Source organism: Flagellimonas ochracea, from assembly GCF_009903685.1.
GTDB classification, from domain to species: domain Bacteria; phylum Bacteroidota; class Bacteroidia; order Flavobacteriales; family Flavobacteriaceae; genus Flagellimonas; species Flagellimonas ochracea.
On record NZ_JAAABI010000002.1, the window covers coordinates 958,975 to 976,511 of the forward strand.

A 17,537-nucleotide genomic window follows, 5' to 3' on the forward strand; every position below is an offset into this window, starting at 1 on the left:
TTATTCTTATTTGATTTTAAATGTCAACCTTCCAAAAATGTACCTTCCGTTTATTCCAAATTGAACTGATCTTCTGGAATAGATGAACCTACCACTTGACCGGAAAGCAGGATCGTTTTCGTCAGGATAAACATCCAATAGATTATTTGCTCCAATGGTTAATCTTAAATCTGGAGAAAGATTATAGCCCACCGTTAAATCAGTGATTATCTTGGCTCCAAAAGTAGTATCGACCGTTGGGTCATCATTGTTTGTTGCTTCCTCCACTTCTCCGAAATAGCTGTTTCGCAAAAAGAAATTCCAGTTATCACCTACTCGAACATTATGTGACAGATTTCCCTTGGTGGTGGGTACGGCCGACTCTAAAAAGATTCTGCTGGTTGGATCAAAATAGGTGTCGCTTAGCCCCGCATTCGCAACTGCCGTAGGCACTTTGACATTTTCAACACTGGTTTCTGAAAAAGTGAAGGCCAAAGTATTGGTCAATGAGATATTATCCGAAATCGTGGCATTGTGATCTATTACCAAGTCCACTCCCTTTGTTTCGGTATCTACAGAATTGGCAAAGAATGCCGCTTGCGTGGCATTGGCTTGAGCAAATAGCGCAGCTAATTCCGGATCACCCCCATCATCAAACTGCCCCGTCAATACAACCCTGTCATCAATATTCACAAGAAAACCATCAACTGTAAATTTGAGGTTTGCATTGGGCACCCTTGCCGTGAAACCTGCAGCCACACCAAAGGAAGTTTCTTCTTTGAGTTCCTGAATGCCTAATAATCGAGCGACCCTTGAGGTGTTTGAAAAAATACCCACTTCGTTGGGCACGCCGTCCACAAATAGCGTAGAGGTAGAATTAAAGTGGATTTGGTGCAATGAGGGAGCTCTAAAACCTGTTTGCAGACCTCCCCGGATGTTGAAGTTTTCTGACGCCTTGATTCTTGATGCCAATTTGAAATTGACCGTACCACCAAAATCAGAGAAATTTTCATATCGGACCGCTCCACTCATTAAAAAGGATTCTGAAAAATCGGCTTCAACATCAAAATAACCAGCGATTGAGTTCCTAAATGCATCTATCTCGTTGTCGGGTTTAAAACCTGGGAACACCTGGATACCACCAGGTCTGGAACTGCCAAAAAAGTCAGTGGGTACAACTGAATTGGGGTCTGTTGGATCGTGAACATTGCCCAAAGTATTGTATTGTGCATAAGAGGCTTCTTCCCCAGCTACTATTGCATAGTTTTCTACGCGATACTCAGCTCCAAAGGCAATGTTAAGTCCGGCCATTATGTCGCCAAAGAACTGGCTCATATCAAAATTGGTGGTATTTTCACTATAGTTGAACCCACCCGAGTCAGCTTCAAATGGCGTTGAATTGGCCAAGGAGGCATTATTCGAATTGGTCACCCTATACAGAAATGAGTTTTTCCCATATGAATTGCTAAAATCAACGTTCCAGTCTCCAAGCATACCTCGTATGCCAAATGCTGCAGATTGGTCTGAGATACTAGAATTGATTTCAGGTCTAAAACCGTTAATATAGGCTGGAGTATAGGCTCTAGATTGAAATGGCAAGCGATAAAAACCTGCGGCATTACCGGTTTTGAAGCTAATACCCCCAAAACCATAAAGTTCAAGATTTTCTCCCAAGGGAATTGATAGATTGGCAAAGAACTGCGCTCCTCTCAACTCAGATTGACCCACTCTCATATTGAAGTCACTTCTGACCAAATTTCGTGCGGACAATTCTGACTCTGTCACATCGGCATTAAGTATTCCCTGAAGCTCTTCTTTGGTTTCACTTCCTGTAAGGGTAACCCCGGCCGCACCGGCGTATTGAAAAATATCGTCTAGGTCGTCGTCCAAGAGTAATGAGATGTCATATCCGTCCGCAGCAGCGACCCTTTCAATCGAATTGTACGAATTGAATATTTGTCCTTCCCATTCCAGCATTCGATTGGTCCATCCCCTGTAGTTAAAACTACCGGTAAAGTTCACGAAACCTCCTTCATCCCCAATGGGAAGGCCGTAATTAAGGCCCAGATTCACTTGTTCACCGTCAACTTCTTTTTCTGGACTGCTTTCGCTGGTAAAATTGGCTCCAGTGGTTACATCTACCTGAAGTTCATTCACATTCCGTCTGAGCACAATATTGATTACTCCGGCAATGGCGTCGGATCCATATTGAGCGGCAGCTCCATCCCTTAGAATTTCTATTCGTGAGATTGAATTTGATGGTATGGTCGTCATATCCGTTCCAACACTACCACGCCCAAACGTACCATTTACATTTACCAATGCCGTTTTGTGCCTACGTTTGCCATTGATCAAGACTAGTACCTGATCGGGACCAAGTCCTCGCAAAGCCGCTGGGGCAATATGATCCGTACCGTCGGAAATGGTCTGTGGGTTTGAGGTAAAAGATGGCGCGGCATAATTCAGGATTTCTTCAACAGTTACCTGTGGAGATGATAATACCAATTCTGTAACATCCAAGACATCGACAGGCACAGGAGTATCTGTAGCTGTCCGATTCACATTACGGGAACCCACAACAACGACATTCTCCAAGGCCAAGCCAGCTCGCAGTGTGACATCGAGTGTACTGCCATTTACAATTACTTCCTGTGTATTGAAACCAACATAGGAAAAAACAAGAGTGTCTCCAATGTTAGCTTCAATGGAATAATTTCCATCAAAATCTGTAATTACACCGGTCGTAGTACCCTTAAGCAGGATTGAAACTCCCGGTAAGGGTTGGTTCTGGTCGTCGAAGACCGTTCCCGTTACCTCTTGTGCTAGCGAGGCAAAAGAAACCAACAAAACTGAAAAAAGAGCAAGTGTTAATTTTTTCATGGTTATATTATTTAGAGTTAGGTTCGCATGTTTAAATCATAGAAATTGTTAAAAAAATCAATATCACACAATTTTTACCTATGTAAGGTATTGATTTTTATCTAAAAGAAGATTTTTTTTATGGATTCTATAAATTTTTTTAATGAAAAAAATTCGGAATGATTTGGTGTTTATTCAAAAATCTTTTGAGTCAGTTTTAGGATTCTCAGTAAAGATGGAAGATATGCCGATAGACTAAAATGCTATCTATCCAGATATTAAAACTCCTTTCAAAAACGAATTTTTGGTGATTTTTTTTAGAAATCTCAAAAAGAAAAACCTAACTATTCTAATAGGTCAACTTGATATTTTGAGCTGGGACAGGTATCAGAAAATAACAAAAGTTGGGTTAAAGTTTTGAAAGAGCAAAGAGACCATCGTCCCTTTTTTCAACTTTAAATAGGCCGTGTTTAGATAGGTTCTTTGTGCTCTTATCCCATTTTTTGCCACTTAGCCCTGCTTTTTCCTTAAGTTCAGCAAGAGGCAACTGTCCAATAGGTTTTAAAATATCCATAATCACTTTTTCCTCATCCGTAAGCTCCACTTGTTTTTTCTCAGGTCGCATTTGTGGGAAGAAAAGCACTTCTTGTATGGATGAATTGTTGGTCAAGAGCATCACCAAACGGTCAATACCGATACCGATACCAGAAGTAGGAGGCATGCCATATTCCAGGGCGCGTAAAAAATCTTGATCGATGAACATGGCTTCATCATCTCCCTTTTCAGAAAGGCGGAGCTGATCTTCAAAACGCTCCCGTTGGTCAATGGGATCGTTGAGCTCTGAATACGCATTAGCTATTTCCTTGCCATTGATTATGAGTTCAAAACGTTCGGTTAGTGCGGGATTGCTTCGGTGCTCCTTCGTCAGCGGACTCATTTCTTTGGGGTAATCGATAATGAACGTCGGTTGTATGTAATGATGCTCACATTTTTCGCCAAAAATCTCATCAATAAGCTTCCCAACCCCCATGGTTTCATCCACCTCAATGTCGAGTTTTTGGGCAACCTCCCTAAGCTGGGCTTCATCCATGCCAGCTACATCGTATCCGGTATGGGTCTTTATGGCTTCTAAAATGGGAACTCTGGGGTAAGGTGCCTTAAACTCTATTTCATGGTCACCCACCTGTACCTTTGTGCTTCCTGTGGCATCAACAGCAACTTTTTCAAGTAGTTTTTCCGTGGTCTCCATCATCCAATTATAGTCCTTGTAGGCCACGTAAAGTTCCATTACCGTAAATTCTGGATTGTGGGTGCGGTCCATACCCTCATTGCGGAAGTCTTTGGAGAACTCATAAACGCCGTCAAAGCCACCTACAATCAGCCTTTTCAGGTATAATTCGTTGGCAATTCTGAGGTAAAGAGGCATGTTCAACGCATTGTGGTGCGTAATAAAAGGCCGAGCTGCTGCCCCTCCCGGTATAGGCTGTAGAATAGGGGTTTCCACCTCCAAATACCCCATATTGTTGTAAAATTCCCGAATACTATTTGTAATTTTTGTCCTTTTGATGAAGGTGTCCTTTACGGATGGGTTTACCACCAAATCCACATAGCGCTGTCTATAACGCAGTTCAGGATCGTTGAATTCATCATAGACTTTACCTTCTGCATCCACTTTGGGTAGCGGCAGTGGATGTAAGGCCTTACTCAGCAAGATGAAGTTCTTCACCATCACGGTTTTTTCTCCAACTCGGGTTTTGAAAAGCACACCTTCCACACCTATGATGTCACCAATATCAAGCAGCTTCTTGTATACTTCGTTGTACAGTGTTTTATCTTCACCAGGGCATATTTCGTCCCTATTAAAATATACCTGAATGCGCCCATCACTATCTTGAAGCTCTGCAAAGGAGGCCTTCCCCTGAATTCTTCTGGACATCAATCTACCGGAAATCACCACCTGTTTTCCATCCTCAAAATTGTCTTTGATGCTCTTGGAAGTGGCATCAACAGGATATAAGGCCGCAGGATAAGGATTTATTCCCAGGGCTCTCAACTTGGTCAATTTTTCCCTTCGAACGATTTCTTGTTCCGATAGTTGCATAGACTGAAAAAAAATTAAAGCGCAAAATTACACTTTTGCGCTTTAATTCCTTGTCTTGGCGTTGTTTATTGAGCGTAATTGGGTGTATAGGGCTTGTTATGGACAATTTGGGCCATGTCCTCCTCCAAAGATTCGATGGGACTTTCCACAATCCGATTGGTTTCTCTACCATTTTTAAAGAAAACCATTGTGGGCACTTTGATGATATTGAGCCCTTTTTCTTTGCCTGTGGGACTTTTTTTGTAATGCTCCTTGCGTCTGTCCAATGCCACTATTTCCAACTGTTCCATAGGGTAGTTGGCCTCCTCCAAAATTTTTAAAAATCTGGGCGTTTCCCGCTTACTGTCGCCGCACCAAACGCCCAAAAATAGTTTGATGTCATATTTCGCCAATTTTCTCTGGAAAAGCTTTACGAGAGATGCATCAACTTCGTAAGAATCCCATCCCCCGTGAAACCAAGCGGCATAAGGTTCAGCTTTCAGTCCTTCGAGATTGATTTGTCCTACCAGAAATTTTCTACCGTCTTCTTGAACGATTTCTTTGTTGAATTCCTGGGAAAACATAAATAATGTACACAGCACAAAAGCAGGTGTCAAAATGTGTTTCATGATTTTTCGGTTTTATGATTCGGACCGAAAATCCATAAAATGCGATTTCAAAATGATTTTGGACAGATGGAAATCAGGACTAGACCTGGGGTTGATTTTATTTTTTGAAACAAGCTTCTACCTCTTCACGAGAAGAAACTTCCAGTTTTTTGTACAGATTGTTAATGTGTGTTTTTACGGTACTATGGCTTACGAAAAGGGAAGCGGCAATCTCCTTATTACTTTTCTCTTCCAGGATATGCTCCACGATTTTTTGTTCCTGTGGAGTAAGTCTGCTCCACAGCATAGTGCTCTTTTTTGCGGCCTTCGTTCTCTTGGAAATAAAAAAATAGATGTTTGCTCCTACGGAAAGAAATAACAGTACTCCCAAAATCCAATTCCAATCCGGTGATTTTGGCTCAGAAAATGAGGCGAGTTGTTTGTCGGTGGAAATTTCTGCTTCATACTGAGTTGTAAAGGAGGTATTGGGATATTTGGACTGAAGCCGGTCGGAAAGTTCGTTGTAATATGGGTTTTTGGATACATCTTGAAGATAAAACCTATAGGTTTTGTTTCTTCTATCCGATAGAAAATCGTAAATGTATAGCTCCGCCAGAGGTTCTTCTGTATCGGCGCCAAACTGTTGCAATGTAGAGAACCATTTGTTTAAATTGAGTTTTTTGTTGGCTTCACTGGGGAAATCCATAAAGTCAAAGGCCATTGCTTCTTTCAAAGCATCGATTTCAAGTAAAAGCGACGCCTTTAGATTGGTTGAAGCAATGGTACAAAGAGGCTGGTTCTCAAAAGAGGTGGGAAGATGAAGCGTATCCTGATTATGGGCAATGAACAAGATACTTTCACTATTCTGGCATTCCCCCAAAAAATGATCAGTGTCCATCCCTTCGAAGCAACCATCCACATGAATACGGTATATGCGGTCGCTGTCCAAAAGATTATCACCTTCAAACTGAAAGAAGCCCAAGGAATCCACTTTGGTTTTACGGATAATCTGGTTCAAATAGATGCGAGACGCTTTTCGGTAATCCTCCACCAAGGAGAGATATACAGATTTTCCAGAATTGGATTTAGCGACTTCCCCGGTAAACCGATATTGCCCAAAGAGCAACTCAGTATTCAGAAATAGGGATAAAACGATAAAAACCCGCATAGCACACCAAAAAAACAAACTAAAAATAAAGGTTTTATGTAACAAATCGGGAAATTGGACAACTAATGAATAACATCAATCAAATTTAAGAACATGAGTTTCTGGAGAGTGCTTCTTGCCATTCTTTTTCCGCCTTTGTCCGTCATCGGAAAAGGTTGTGGGTCTTTTGTTATTGTATTACTTTTAACGCTTTGTGGATGGGTGCCCGGTGTTATTGGAGCCCTCGTCATCTTGAACAATACAAACTAAAGTGATACACATGAAAAAAATCCAAATCTTGGCCTTGATGGTATTCTTGGCACTGTTCACCGCATGCAATTTTACGGAAGAAATCCACTTGCAAGAAGACGGTTCGGGAAAACTTTCCATCTTTTTTGATGGTTCCGAACTGATGGAAATGGCCGGAGAAGAAATGCAAAAGAACAATGAAAAACCTGTGGATTCCCTAATTTATTTTAAGGATTTTCTAGAAGCAAAAAAAGACAGTATCGCCCAATTACCAGAAGAAGAGCAGGCCAAATTAAAAAAATTGGAGCCTTTTACCCTGCACATGCTCATGAATCCCGAAGAGAAGTTGATGAAGTTTGACCTGTCCAGTGAGTTTAAGCAGATTGCCGAGGTGAACGATGCGTTCAACACGTTCCAAGAGGCCAGCGCCCTAGGTCCAGGAAGCAGTGCAGATCAACCAGGGCCAAAACCGATGGAAAATCATTCTACGGAAGTCAATTATAGCTTTGAGGATGGGGTGTTCACCAGAACGGCAAAAATTCTGGATGAGGAGCTTTTTGAACAGAGTTTGGACAGCTTGCAAGGAGCGGACATGTTTCTTTCGGGTTCTACCTATACTTTAAAATATCATTTTCCGCGTAGGGTGAAATCCGCTTCCATAGAGGAGGCCACGTATAGCGCTGATGGGAAAACCCTTATTTACGAAGTAAACTTCATGGATGTGATCAAAGATCCCAAGGCGTTGGACCTTAAGGTGGAATTGGAAGATTAGTTGGACCGTGAAGCACTTCGTATCTTTGTAGGATGAACAAGAAAGTTGTCCTTCAAGATTTAGGCCACAAGGATTATAAGGAAACTTGGGATTACCAAGAGGCCCTGTTCAAGGAAATTATTGACCTAAAGGTCAAAAATCGAAGGGAGAACACCCAACTGCCCACGCCCAATCATTTTCTATTTGTGGAACACCCACATGTGTACACTTTGGGCAAAAGTGGAGACATCGGTAATTTGCTGGTGGATGAAAACATACTCCAGGAAAAAGGTGCCACTTTTTACAAGATCAATCGCGGCGGCGACATTACCTACCACGGACCGGGGCAGGTAGTGGGCTATCCCATTTTGGATTTGGACAATTTTTTTACGGACATCCACAAATACCTGCGGTTTTTGGAGGAAATGGTGATTTTGACCTTGGATGAATACGGGCTTGAAGCAGAACGCTCCAAAGGAGAGACAGGGGTATGGTTGGATGTTGGCACCCCTTTTGCCAGAAAAATTTGCGCCATGGGCGTGCGTGCCAGCCGCTGGGTGACCATGCATGGGTTTGCATTGAATGTTAATGCCGATCTTGGTTATTTTGACCTAATGATTCCCTGTGGTATCAAGGACAAGGCAGTGACTTCGCTCAATGTGGAACTTGGGAAAAAGGAAGTTGACATGGACGAAGTGAAACAGAAACTGCAGCACCACTTTCAACAACTTTTTGAAGCGGAAATGATGCTCCAAAACAGTGATGCTTAATTTTGACTTACACATCAATTCATTGGCGGCCCTCGTCAATATCTGCTCCAATTTTTAGGAGAAAAAAGGCTAACTTCACTTATCGTCGGATATAAATTATTAAAACGAATTCATATCCTTAATAAGTTGTGCTCAATTGTAACCTTTGACATTTTTAAGCGTCTTTATACAGATGTTTAATATAATGTACATGAAACAATTAATATTAGTCTTAGTCATTTGGGTGTTTTCGTTTAAGATGTTTGCCCAAACTATTGAACCAAAACCATTTGAATATCCCTTTAAAGTGCTTGTTTATGATTTGCCTACAGCATCAAATGGCATAAATTACAGGATATATATCAGGGAACCCCTTAGAGATGCTGAAAATGGTGAGCAAGCTTCTGCCTTCTATTTTCTTGACCCTTTAAGGTTATTTGTTCCTTCAGCTGCAATGAGCTCCAATTATGAATACTTTAACTATATTCCATCTGCATATTTCATTGGTATAGGCTATAGCAATGAAGCAGACGGTATACCAAAAGTAGAAAATCGAACTAGAGATTATACACCGACCAAATTCACTCCACCTGATAGCACTCATTTTCTCGCATCCAGTCCTGTAGATTATATTGGTTCAGGTGGTACGGCCGCATTTTTAAAAGTTCTTAAAGATGAGCTTATTCCTTTTGTTGAAGAGCATTGCAATGTAAGTGATTCTGATAGGGTTTTAATTGGAAATTCCCTTAGTGGTCTAGCAGCAACACATACGTTACTTACCCAACCAGACTTGTTTAATCGTTATCTTATTATAAGTCCATCGTTATGGTGGGACGATTGGAACAATGACAGGCATGACAGATATGTTATGAAACAAGTTTCAGCTCTGAATAAGAATTTATTCAGTAGTGAAACGAGAGTATATTTTGCAGTTGGTGAAGAAGAAGAAGGCATGGGGATGGTTACTGACTTGTATCTTTTGGTCAATAAACTAAAAATGAAAAGGATTGATAATTTGAAATTATTTTTAGATGTGCTTGAAGGAGAGCAACATGAGGGTGTCTTTCCTTCCGCGTTTATGAAAGGAATTATCGGAATATATAGCAATGAAGAAAAAAGGAGACCATCTGCATCACCAGTTAAATGGGAAAATTGATAAGAAACACTGAGCATAACATTTTGTATAAGCAATAGCGGGAAAGTGCTTAAATTGAAGGGCTGTAACCCGTTCGAGCTTTGTTTCGGTTTGACAGGTTTGTGGTACGCAAATCGCTACTGCTCATACAATTCACCGATAAGTGAACCTACCATATTTTTCTCCTTTTATTTGCAAAGCAAATGAGGCTGACACCTTGTGTCAGGTTCTCTATGTATCAACCAAAAAACCGAGGCACCCGAACCAGGTCTCTCCATATTGTTTCCTAAAGCTGATATGCCGTTAGCGCTACGGTTCCTCGAAGCGGACCATCCACGTACTCATAGTCTTCCGATTTCATCATACCAATACCTTCGGCCAACCACTGTTTGGTATGTGAATTAATGGTGGCTCCCATGTTCATGATCATATCATGGCTAACAATAAAACATTCTCTGGACACTCCATTGGGATCCGTCAAGGTTTCCGTTCCTTCCACTTTACGGTTGACCATTTTTATGGAGATGTTCATTACGCCAGGAGTACCGCCCGATTTTAGTTGCATTTCTGCATCAGGAAGGGGAAGCCCCACGCTAAGTTCATTGGGGATATAAATATTGGTGCCGGTAACTTCGACATCTATATTGGAATATCGAGATAAAATGCCACCTCCCATAGAATTGAAATCCATGGCAACTCCGTCGTCAGTACATGAAATGTCGTAATGTGCATTGCTCAACACGGTTCCACCTCTGGCCATGGTGTAGGTATAGCGTCCAGAATCGCCGGTTACTTCGTTCACTTCATATGTTACAGTTCCTTGCGCAGTATTGTCTTGGTCATACATGGTGAGTGTAAACTTTGCCCCTTCTATCAAGGGATAAAACTTACTGCACCTGCCTTGGGCCATCAGGATATTACCGCCAAGGAAGAGCGAAATTAAAATGGTGTAAACTATTTTTTTCATGGTTATTGTTTTATGAATTCCACTCTTCTGTTCTGGGCCTTGCCATCCGGGGTATTGTTATCACCAACAGGATCAGATTCTCCCTTGCCTTCGCTCGTCAATCGGCCGGAATCAATCCCGTAGACGGAAACCAAGGCATTTTTGACGGCTTCAGCACGATTCTTGGACAATTTCATGTTGCTCTCTTCCGAACCATCGGCATCGGTATGCCCCACAATTTTAAGCTTCATGCTCGATTCCTGTTTCAACACTTGGGAAATCTGCCGGATGATTCCCATGGATTGGGGTTGAATATTGTCCGAGCCCGAATCGAAAAGAATCCCGTTAGTGGATATTTTCCCTTCAGAAATCAATTTTCTTCTTAAATCGACACCGCCCTCAGCCACTTTTAAGTTGGTGATGAACACTTGCTCTTTGCCATCCTTGAATCCGTTGGCATGGAATTTAACTGTATTTATTACGCTTCCCGGTGCTATCAATCTGGGGACGTCGACATACTTTACTTCATTTACCCACAGTCTAAAACGTTGGTTGTTTACTGCAATGGAAATGTGGGGACTATTCAAGACCTCGTCCCGAATATCCGCTGCAACAGTACTACGTATTTCACGTTTTCCGGCAATGTTGTTTTGAATGGTAATCCCGATGGGAGAATATTGGCAAAAAGGAATCTCTGCGTACGCATAATTTCTTCCTTGGTCAAATTTGTCATTTTCACTTAGGTAGATTGCAAGCTTGCTATTGGAGGACGTCTTCCTATCTATGCCGACTCCAGCGATATCAAATTCGATGGTATACTCCTCTGGCAGTTTGGGGACATCAGGAATATAATAGATGTTGAATCCAGATTTGATGCTTAACCATTTTTGTGGGGAATCACCTAAAGTTACTATTTCCCCGCCCGCATTTGTATTCCACTTAGACGGAAAGTCGCCAACAAAATCATTGCCAAAATCATCGAAGAACATAAGCTTGTCACCGGGAACATAATCAAATTTGCTGTAGACGGCAATGGTTTTCTCGGAACTTGAAGCTGCACCTTTATTGGAACCCGAAGAACCTTCCGAACCACCTCCCGAAGAATTGCCAGAAGAATTACCAGAATCGGTTCCACCACCATTGGTATTTGGAGCTTGTTTACCCCCAGAACCTGGTTCCAGAATACTGTCAAGGGCTTGGTCGGTTTTTTCGGATGTTTCCTTTTCTACTCGTCGTTCTACTGTGCGTTCGGCAGCCTTTTCAGCTTTTTTTGCCAGTTTTTTGAAAAATTGGGCATTGGCGTTAAGTCCAAATCCCAACATCAGCACAATGGACAATGAGATTTTGACTACGGATGAGGTTTTCATTTTTATAGTGTTTTGATTGTGTGCTCCTTAAGGTAAGAATAAGCACTTGAATCTACAAAAAGAACCATACAAAACACCTAAACTTGTATGTTCGGCTCAAACAATTGTATGAATAGTTGTATACCCCTTATTAATTCATTTTGTAGACAATCAAGGAATTTTCCTGATCTTTGGCAACCAGCTCCAGTTTTTTGTCGTTGTCCATATCGGTTAGGTCAATTAAAGAACTACCAAAGACAGGAAAGTTTGCAATGGGTTCGGCCTGGCTGTCGAACATATAGATCTTTTGGTTTTGGATGTCCGTGACACTCACATAAATTTTGTCGTAGATGTAAAAAATCTTGGGTTTTGAGTAAACGCCCAGCTCCAGTTCCACTTTTTTGCCCTTAATACTAAGAATATTGTCGTTCATCAGCGCTAGGGTCTTGCTTGTGGCATACATGCCGTGGTCTGCGTTCAGGTTAAAGTTGGTGGCAGTGAGCTTTCCACGGGTGTCTATTTGATGGAGCACACCTTTTTGGTTGGTCATTGAAATTTTATTTCGATAAAGGAACACTTCGTTGGATGAAAAATCGATTTTCTCATCCACTTTGATCCGTTCACGCCCCACGCGATGTAAAATTTTGATTCTATCGTTTTCCAGTTGAAAAACAAGATAATCCTTGTTGCCGACCCGAAAGTGCTTCGGAGTTTTTATGATGGGGCTCTCTGCCTCTTTGAAGGTAAAACCACTTACTATTTTTCCGCTGTTGCCGTACATATAAACTTTGCGTCCTTGCGTAATCACGAATCGATAGTCCTTTTTGCCTTCATAATCAAATACAGCCAGTGGATTTAGGTTGCCGCCCTCAAAATCAATCTTAAAAGGAGGCACTTCATCCCCATTGCGGTCAATGATCATAAACTGGTTATTGGTACAAAACGCCAATTGTAGCCTTCCATTTTTATAGATGTCCACTTGAGCTATGGCGCCCTGTATGCGTCCTTCGAGCTGTTTGGACCAAAGCACCTTGCCGTCCGTTGAAATAAGATAGAGCACATTGTTTTGATCTTGAACCACGATTTCCTGTTTGTTGGTTCTGTGGTTCTTCACAAATTGTGGGTCGATGGCCAAGTCGGTATCCAGTTCCAAGGTGAACAACGGGGTCACCGTATTGCTCTCAACGGCACGTCCAATTTTGGAAATAAAAACATTGAAGTGCGCAAAATCATTTTCGGACACTACTTGGGATGCAAAGGCAAACTCCGAAAGATCTGCTTCTTTTAGGGAATTGGAAAGTTCGGGGGAAAATTCTTGTTCGGCAAAAAGTTCAATACCAGCTTTATCTGCAATAAAAAGCATGGAAGACTCATTGGCTAGTGGGGCTTTCGCCGTGGTAAAAATTGCAGAGCTTCCAAAGGAAGAGGTTCCCCTGTAATTATTGATTATGGTCTGGAGTGGTTCCTTGCTTTCAGCGAACACGAAGCTGTTTTCCAAAATAGTGTAAAAATTGGACTGAAAATCTTGCACCAGTGGGGCAAATGCTTCAGTGATGAGATCAGGAATACCCAATCCAATGATCTCACTGCCTTGGTAGGATTGTGTGTTGGTCTTGTTGCTTTCCAAGAACTCAGAAAGGCCATCTGTACCAAACGAATGTAAAACAACAGTTTTTTGACCGTTAAGATAGATGAGTCCTATCTCTTCCGTCGTTTGGAATAGCGAATCTATTGGCTTTACACGGTCTAAATAGGTATTCTGATTTTTTGCGAAGACCTGATAATCATCAAAAGTATACGAAACCACGGCCTGTGCATTTAAAGGGGCCACCAAAGGTGTTTTATTTAAAAGGGGAGAGGTGCCCTTAAAAAGGCTGATAAAACTTTTGGTTGAGTCTGATGCCAATGCTACTCCGTTTAGGCTGAACGCATCAGAATTGGCCGAAAAATCCAAGGACACCCATTCAGAAAAGGGGTGGTCAATTTTATCTTGGTTTTTATGAAGTGAAAGTAGTGAATTGTCCTCGGCCAAATTCAAAAATAGTGCAGCAGACTTATCTGGGTCAACGGTTTGATACAATTTTTCCAAAGACGGATCAACAGAATTGCCTTTTTTGGTTCGTACTATATTTTCCATCAAAAGTTGGGAAGAACTCAACAATATATTGTCGCTGTCATGCCATCCAAAAATGGTATTTTCCTCCACAGAATACTTGGTTATCTTGTGGTTTTGGTAGTTCAGTGTTTCAACGGTTTTGTTGGAAGCTTGGTCAAGATCAAAAAAATCCGGACTATTCTTGGCAACCATCACAAAGCCATAGTTTTCCTTTCCAATTTCATAAATCGCTAAGAGGCACGGTTGTTCGGCGGCCACATAGTCCAACGTCTTCATTTCGTCGGTCAGTGCTTGGTTCAACGCAAAGTTTTTTGTGTTTTCCAAGAAAGTATTGTTCTTCAATTCGCTCTTAAAGTTGGACAGATTGGTGATTTTGAGTATGGCGGCTGGGGTAGGGGGCAAATAACCCAATAAGGATTCTTCGGTTGGCAACTTTTTTTGACAGGATATGATCAATGACGCTGATAAGAAAAACAGTACACGCAATTTCATTGTTGAAGTTTGAAACAAAGTTAGGACTTTTAAATATCCAAGGTCAATTGTTCGGGTAGTTGTCTAAAGCTTTTTCGATGATATTTTGTCAACCCATATTTTCTTATGGCCTCTCGGTGTTCTTTTGTGGGATATCCTTTGTTCTTTATCCAATTGTACATCGGAAACTCTTGGTGAATGGTGGCCATATATTCATCGCGATAGGTTTTGGCCAAAATGGAGGCAGCTGCAATACTCCTGTATTTACCATCTCCTTTTATTATGCATTTGTGCTCAATACTAGGATATGGCTTAAACCGGTTGCCATCCACCAAAATAAAACTGGGATTTTGTTCCAAGGTATCCAGGGCCCGGTGCATGGCCAAAAAAGAAGCGTTCAAAATGTTCACTTGATCGATTTCTTCTTGAAAAACATGACAAACCGAAAAGGAAACCGCCTCTTTTTCAAGAATTGGTCTTAGCAAATCCCGTTTGTTTTCGGAAAGCTGCTTGGAATCGTTCAGCAGTTGATGTCCAAAATTTTGGGGCAAGATAATGGCCGCTGCGGTCACTGGCCCGGCCAAACAGCCTCTTCCAGCCTCATCCGTTCCGGCTTCATCCAAATATTTATAGCGCTCTTTTAACATAGGATGTCGATGTTCCAAAAAAAAAATTACGTACCCTTGGTCAAACCAAAAATAGGAAACCTCTTTGTACTAAACCTACTAGAATGTAAGCGAGGAACTTTTCACATTTCTTTAGAAACAAAACCTATACCTTTGCCTCACCAATATAATGGAATGAGGTTTTTATTTTTTGCCCTGCTTCTTTTTCTGGGTCAAATCCTACAAGCACAGCAAGATTCACTTCCGCCACAAAAAGAGGTGGATTCCCTAAAAATGATTGTGGTTGATTCGATCAGAACGGCACAAAAAGATTCTACGGTTTTAGACTCTGTTTCTGGTGATGCAGGAAGGTTGCAACAATTTAAAAGGAAGCAAAAGCAGGAGAAGAAGATGGACTCTGTTACCATCAAGGATTACAAGATTGTTTCCCACCACCGGGATACCGTGTTTCTTGACACTACCCTTACCATTCAGAAAGAATATATATACAATTATATACGGCAGGACGATTTTGAATTGATGCCCTTTGCCAATATTGGGCAACCTTATAACATATTGGGTAGATCTTTTTCCCAAGAGAGCTATTATCCCAAAATTGGTGCAGCAGCCAAGCACGCCAATTATTTTGAAGTGGAGGACATGAAATACTATAACGTACCAACACCCATGACGGAACTGATGTTCAAGACAACATTGGAACAAGGGCAGCTTTTGGATGCCATGCTGACCTTTAATCTTTCCAAAAGGTTCAATGCATCAATTGCCTACAAGGGATTTCGTTCTTTGGGAAAATATAGGTTTGAACAAGCCCAAGCAGGAAACTTCAGGACTACCTTTAATTACAGTTCCCAAAATGATAGATATAGCCTAAGGGGACATATAGCCGCACAGGATTTAGAAGCCCAAGAAAATGGAGGATTATTGAATCGGGATCAGTTTGAAAATGACGAGGAAGGGGAGTTTGAGGATAGGTTTCGAATTGATGTACGATATACGGATGCCAATACAAGAATTTTAGGGAAACGATACTATTTGGACCATAAGTTCAAGTTTCTAAAAGGTAAAAAGGATTCGTTGAATCCGAAACCAACTACTTTAAGCATTGGTCACGAATTTATGTATGAGACCAAGTTCTACGATTTTACACAGACTTCGCAAAACGATGCCTTTGGCGAAGACCCATTTTTGGTTCCGATTGAGGATAGAGCAAGGTTAAAGACCATGTTCAACAAAGGTACATTGGCATTTTCAAACAAGTTGCTGGGGAAAATTTCAGGGGGAGTGGGGCTGTACAATTACAATTACTTTTTAAACAGTGTTGTTATTACAGATGAAGGCACAATACCCAATAAATTGGAAGGAGAGGAAATTGTGGTCAATGGTGCATATTCCAAAACAGTTGGCCCATTGTCCTTACATGGGGATTTGAATTATACCGTATCAGGAGAACTTACCGGAAATAGTTTGAATGTTTTGGCAAAGTATCAGATTAATGAGAATAATACTGTATTGGGGGGAATCAATTTGATGTCCCGCATGCCGGATTTTAACTATCTTCTGTATCAGAGCGAGTACCGAAATTTCAATTGGTTCAACGCCAATTCTTTTGAAAAACAACAGACACAGAACATCAGGTTTGGATTAGATTCAAAAAAGTTAGGATTTCTAGAAGCTGAATACAGCGCCATTGATAATTATACTTATTTTGCTTCCACAGCCACACAAGAACAAATTGATGCGGGTCAGGAAACGGCATTCGTACAAGCTTTTCAACAATCCAATACCATAAATCACCTAAGGGTAAAATATACCAAGGAATTAAGATGGAGAAAGTGGGCCTTGGCCAATACCGTATTATATCAGGAAGTAACCCAAGAAGAGAACGTAATGAACTTGCCCCAATTGGTTACAAGAAATACCCTGTATTTTTCAAGTGATGTTTTCAAAAAAGCCTTGTTTCTGCAAACAGGGGTTACCTTCAAATATTTCACCTCATACAATATGAATGCATTTAATCCCTTACTGGGCGAGTTTTATATTCAAAACAATGAGGAGTTTGGAGGATATCCCTTAATGGATGTTTTTATCAATGCCAAGGTACGCCAAACAAGGATATACCTAAAAGCGGAACATCTGAATTCCATTTTTTCAGAACCCAGTTATTTTTCCGCACCGAACTATCCCTACCGGGATTTTGTAATTCGTTTTGGCTTGGTCTGGAACTTCTTTTCTTAAAGTTCTCATAACGAAAAAGAAATTTTTGTTGATAAACAGCAACTTACACCAAAGTCGCATTTTTTTTCAAAAAAAATGGGCCAAAACTATTTGCGGGTAAAAAATAACCTGATTATATTTGCACCCGCTTAACCGATAAGGGTTGGGTAGTTTTGGAGGGGATCGACTCTTTTTAGGGGTTGTTTTTTTCTGATTCTGGAAGAAGTTCATTTGACATATTGTATAGACAGCGTAAAAGAG

The 17,537-nt window shown here is 41.1% G+C and carries 13 protein-coding genes; 5 read left to right on the top strand and 8 right to left on the bottom strand.

Annotated elements, in window-relative coordinates; translation table 11 throughout:
- Positions 1-6: 6 nt before the first annotated feature.
- From GTQ34_RS09975 to GTQ34_RS09990, 4 genes are all read right to left on the bottom strand, one after another.
- A complete protein-coding gene (locus tag GTQ34_RS09975) occupies positions 7-2,859 on the bottom strand; it encodes a TonB-dependent receptor (protein WP_166523623.1) in 2,853 nt (950 codons plus the stop codon).
- 388 nt (positions 2,860-3,247) lie between these two features.
- Complete coding sequence (lysS, locus tag GTQ34_RS09980; protein WP_166523624.1) at positions 3,248-4,939, bottom strand: lysine--tRNA ligase; 1,692 nt, start codon at positions 4,937-4,939, stop codon at positions 3,248-3,250.
- A gap of 65 nt (positions 4,940-5,004) precedes the next feature.
- Positions 5,005-5,547: a thioredoxin family protein gene (locus GTQ34_RS09985; RefSeq protein ID WP_166523625.1), complete on the bottom strand. Its 543-nt coding sequence runs from the start codon at positions 5,545-5,547 to the stop codon at positions 5,005-5,007.
- A 97-nt stretch (positions 5,548-5,644) separates the two neighbouring features.
- Complete coding sequence (locus GTQ34_RS09990) at positions 5,645-6,694, bottom strand: helix-turn-helix domain-containing protein (protein WP_166523626.1); 1,050 nt, start codon at positions 6,692-6,694, stop codon at positions 5,645-5,647.
- 93 nt (positions 6,695-6,787) lie between these two features.
- Here GTQ34_RS09990 and GTQ34_RS09995 point away from each other — a divergent pair, with 93 nt between their 5' ends.
- The 4 genes from GTQ34_RS09995 to GTQ34_RS10010 all read left to right on the top strand — a co-directional run bounded on the left by GTQ34_RS09995 (position 6,788) and on the right by GTQ34_RS10010 (position 9,578).
- Positions 6,788-6,943 (top strand): YqaE/Pmp3 family membrane protein, encoded by a 156-nt coding sequence (locus GTQ34_RS09995; RefSeq protein ID WP_106143045.1) that lies wholly within the window; start codon positions 6,788-6,790, stop codon positions 6,941-6,943.
- A 10-nt stretch (positions 6,944-6,953) separates the two neighbouring features.
- On the top strand, positions 6,954-7,694 hold the full coding sequence (locus tag GTQ34_RS10000) for a hypothetical protein (RefSeq protein ID WP_166523627.1): 741 nt from the start codon (positions 6,954-6,956) through the stop codon (positions 7,692-7,694).
- Positions 7,695-7,726: 32 nt separating this feature from the next.
- A complete protein-coding gene (gene lipB / locus GTQ34_RS10005; protein WP_166523628.1) occupies positions 7,727-8,443 on the top strand; it encodes a lipoyl(octanoyl) transferase LipB in 717 nt (238 codons plus the stop codon).
- A 190-nt stretch (positions 8,444-8,633) separates the two neighbouring features.
- The gene (locus GTQ34_RS10010) at positions 8,634-9,578 is read left to right on the top strand and encodes an alpha/beta hydrolase (RefSeq protein WP_166523629.1); all 945 of its coding nucleotides are present in this window, start codon (positions 8,634-8,636) and stop codon (positions 9,576-9,578) included.
- A gap of 265 nt (positions 9,579-9,843) precedes the next feature.
- Here GTQ34_RS10010 and GTQ34_RS10015 read toward each other — a convergent pair whose 3' ends face one another.
- From GTQ34_RS10015 to GTQ34_RS10030, 4 genes are all read right to left on the bottom strand, one after another.
- A complete protein-coding gene (locus GTQ34_RS10015) occupies positions 9,844-10,524 on the bottom strand; it encodes a TapB family protein (protein WP_166523630.1) in 681 nt (226 codons plus the stop codon).
- Between the two features lie 2 nt (positions 10,525-10,526).
- On the bottom strand, positions 10,527-11,870 hold the full coding sequence (locus GTQ34_RS10020) for an OmpA family protein (RefSeq protein WP_166523631.1): 1,344 nt from the start codon (positions 11,868-11,870) through the stop codon (positions 10,527-10,529).
- A gap of 130 nt (positions 11,871-12,000) precedes the next feature.
- Positions 12,001-14,457, bottom strand: a complete 2,457-nt coding sequence (locus GTQ34_RS10025; protein ID WP_166523632.1) for a ribonuclease HII — start codon at positions 14,455-14,457, stop codon at positions 12,001-12,003.
- A 29-nt stretch (positions 14,458-14,486) separates the two neighbouring features.
- Positions 14,487-15,083 carry a ribonuclease HII gene (locus tag GTQ34_RS10030; RefSeq protein WP_166523677.1) on the bottom strand — a complete coding sequence of 199 codons (597 nt, stop codon included), beginning with the start codon at positions 15,081-15,083 and terminating at the stop codon, positions 14,487-14,489.
- Positions 15,084-15,236: 153 nt separating this feature from the next.
- Between GTQ34_RS10030 and GTQ34_RS10035 the strand changes: the two genes are divergently transcribed.
- Entirely contained in the window at positions 15,237-17,297 is a 2,061-nt protein-coding gene (locus GTQ34_RS10035; RefSeq protein ID WP_166523633.1) for a putative porin, read from the top strand.
- Positions 17,298-17,537: the final 240 nt, after the last annotated feature.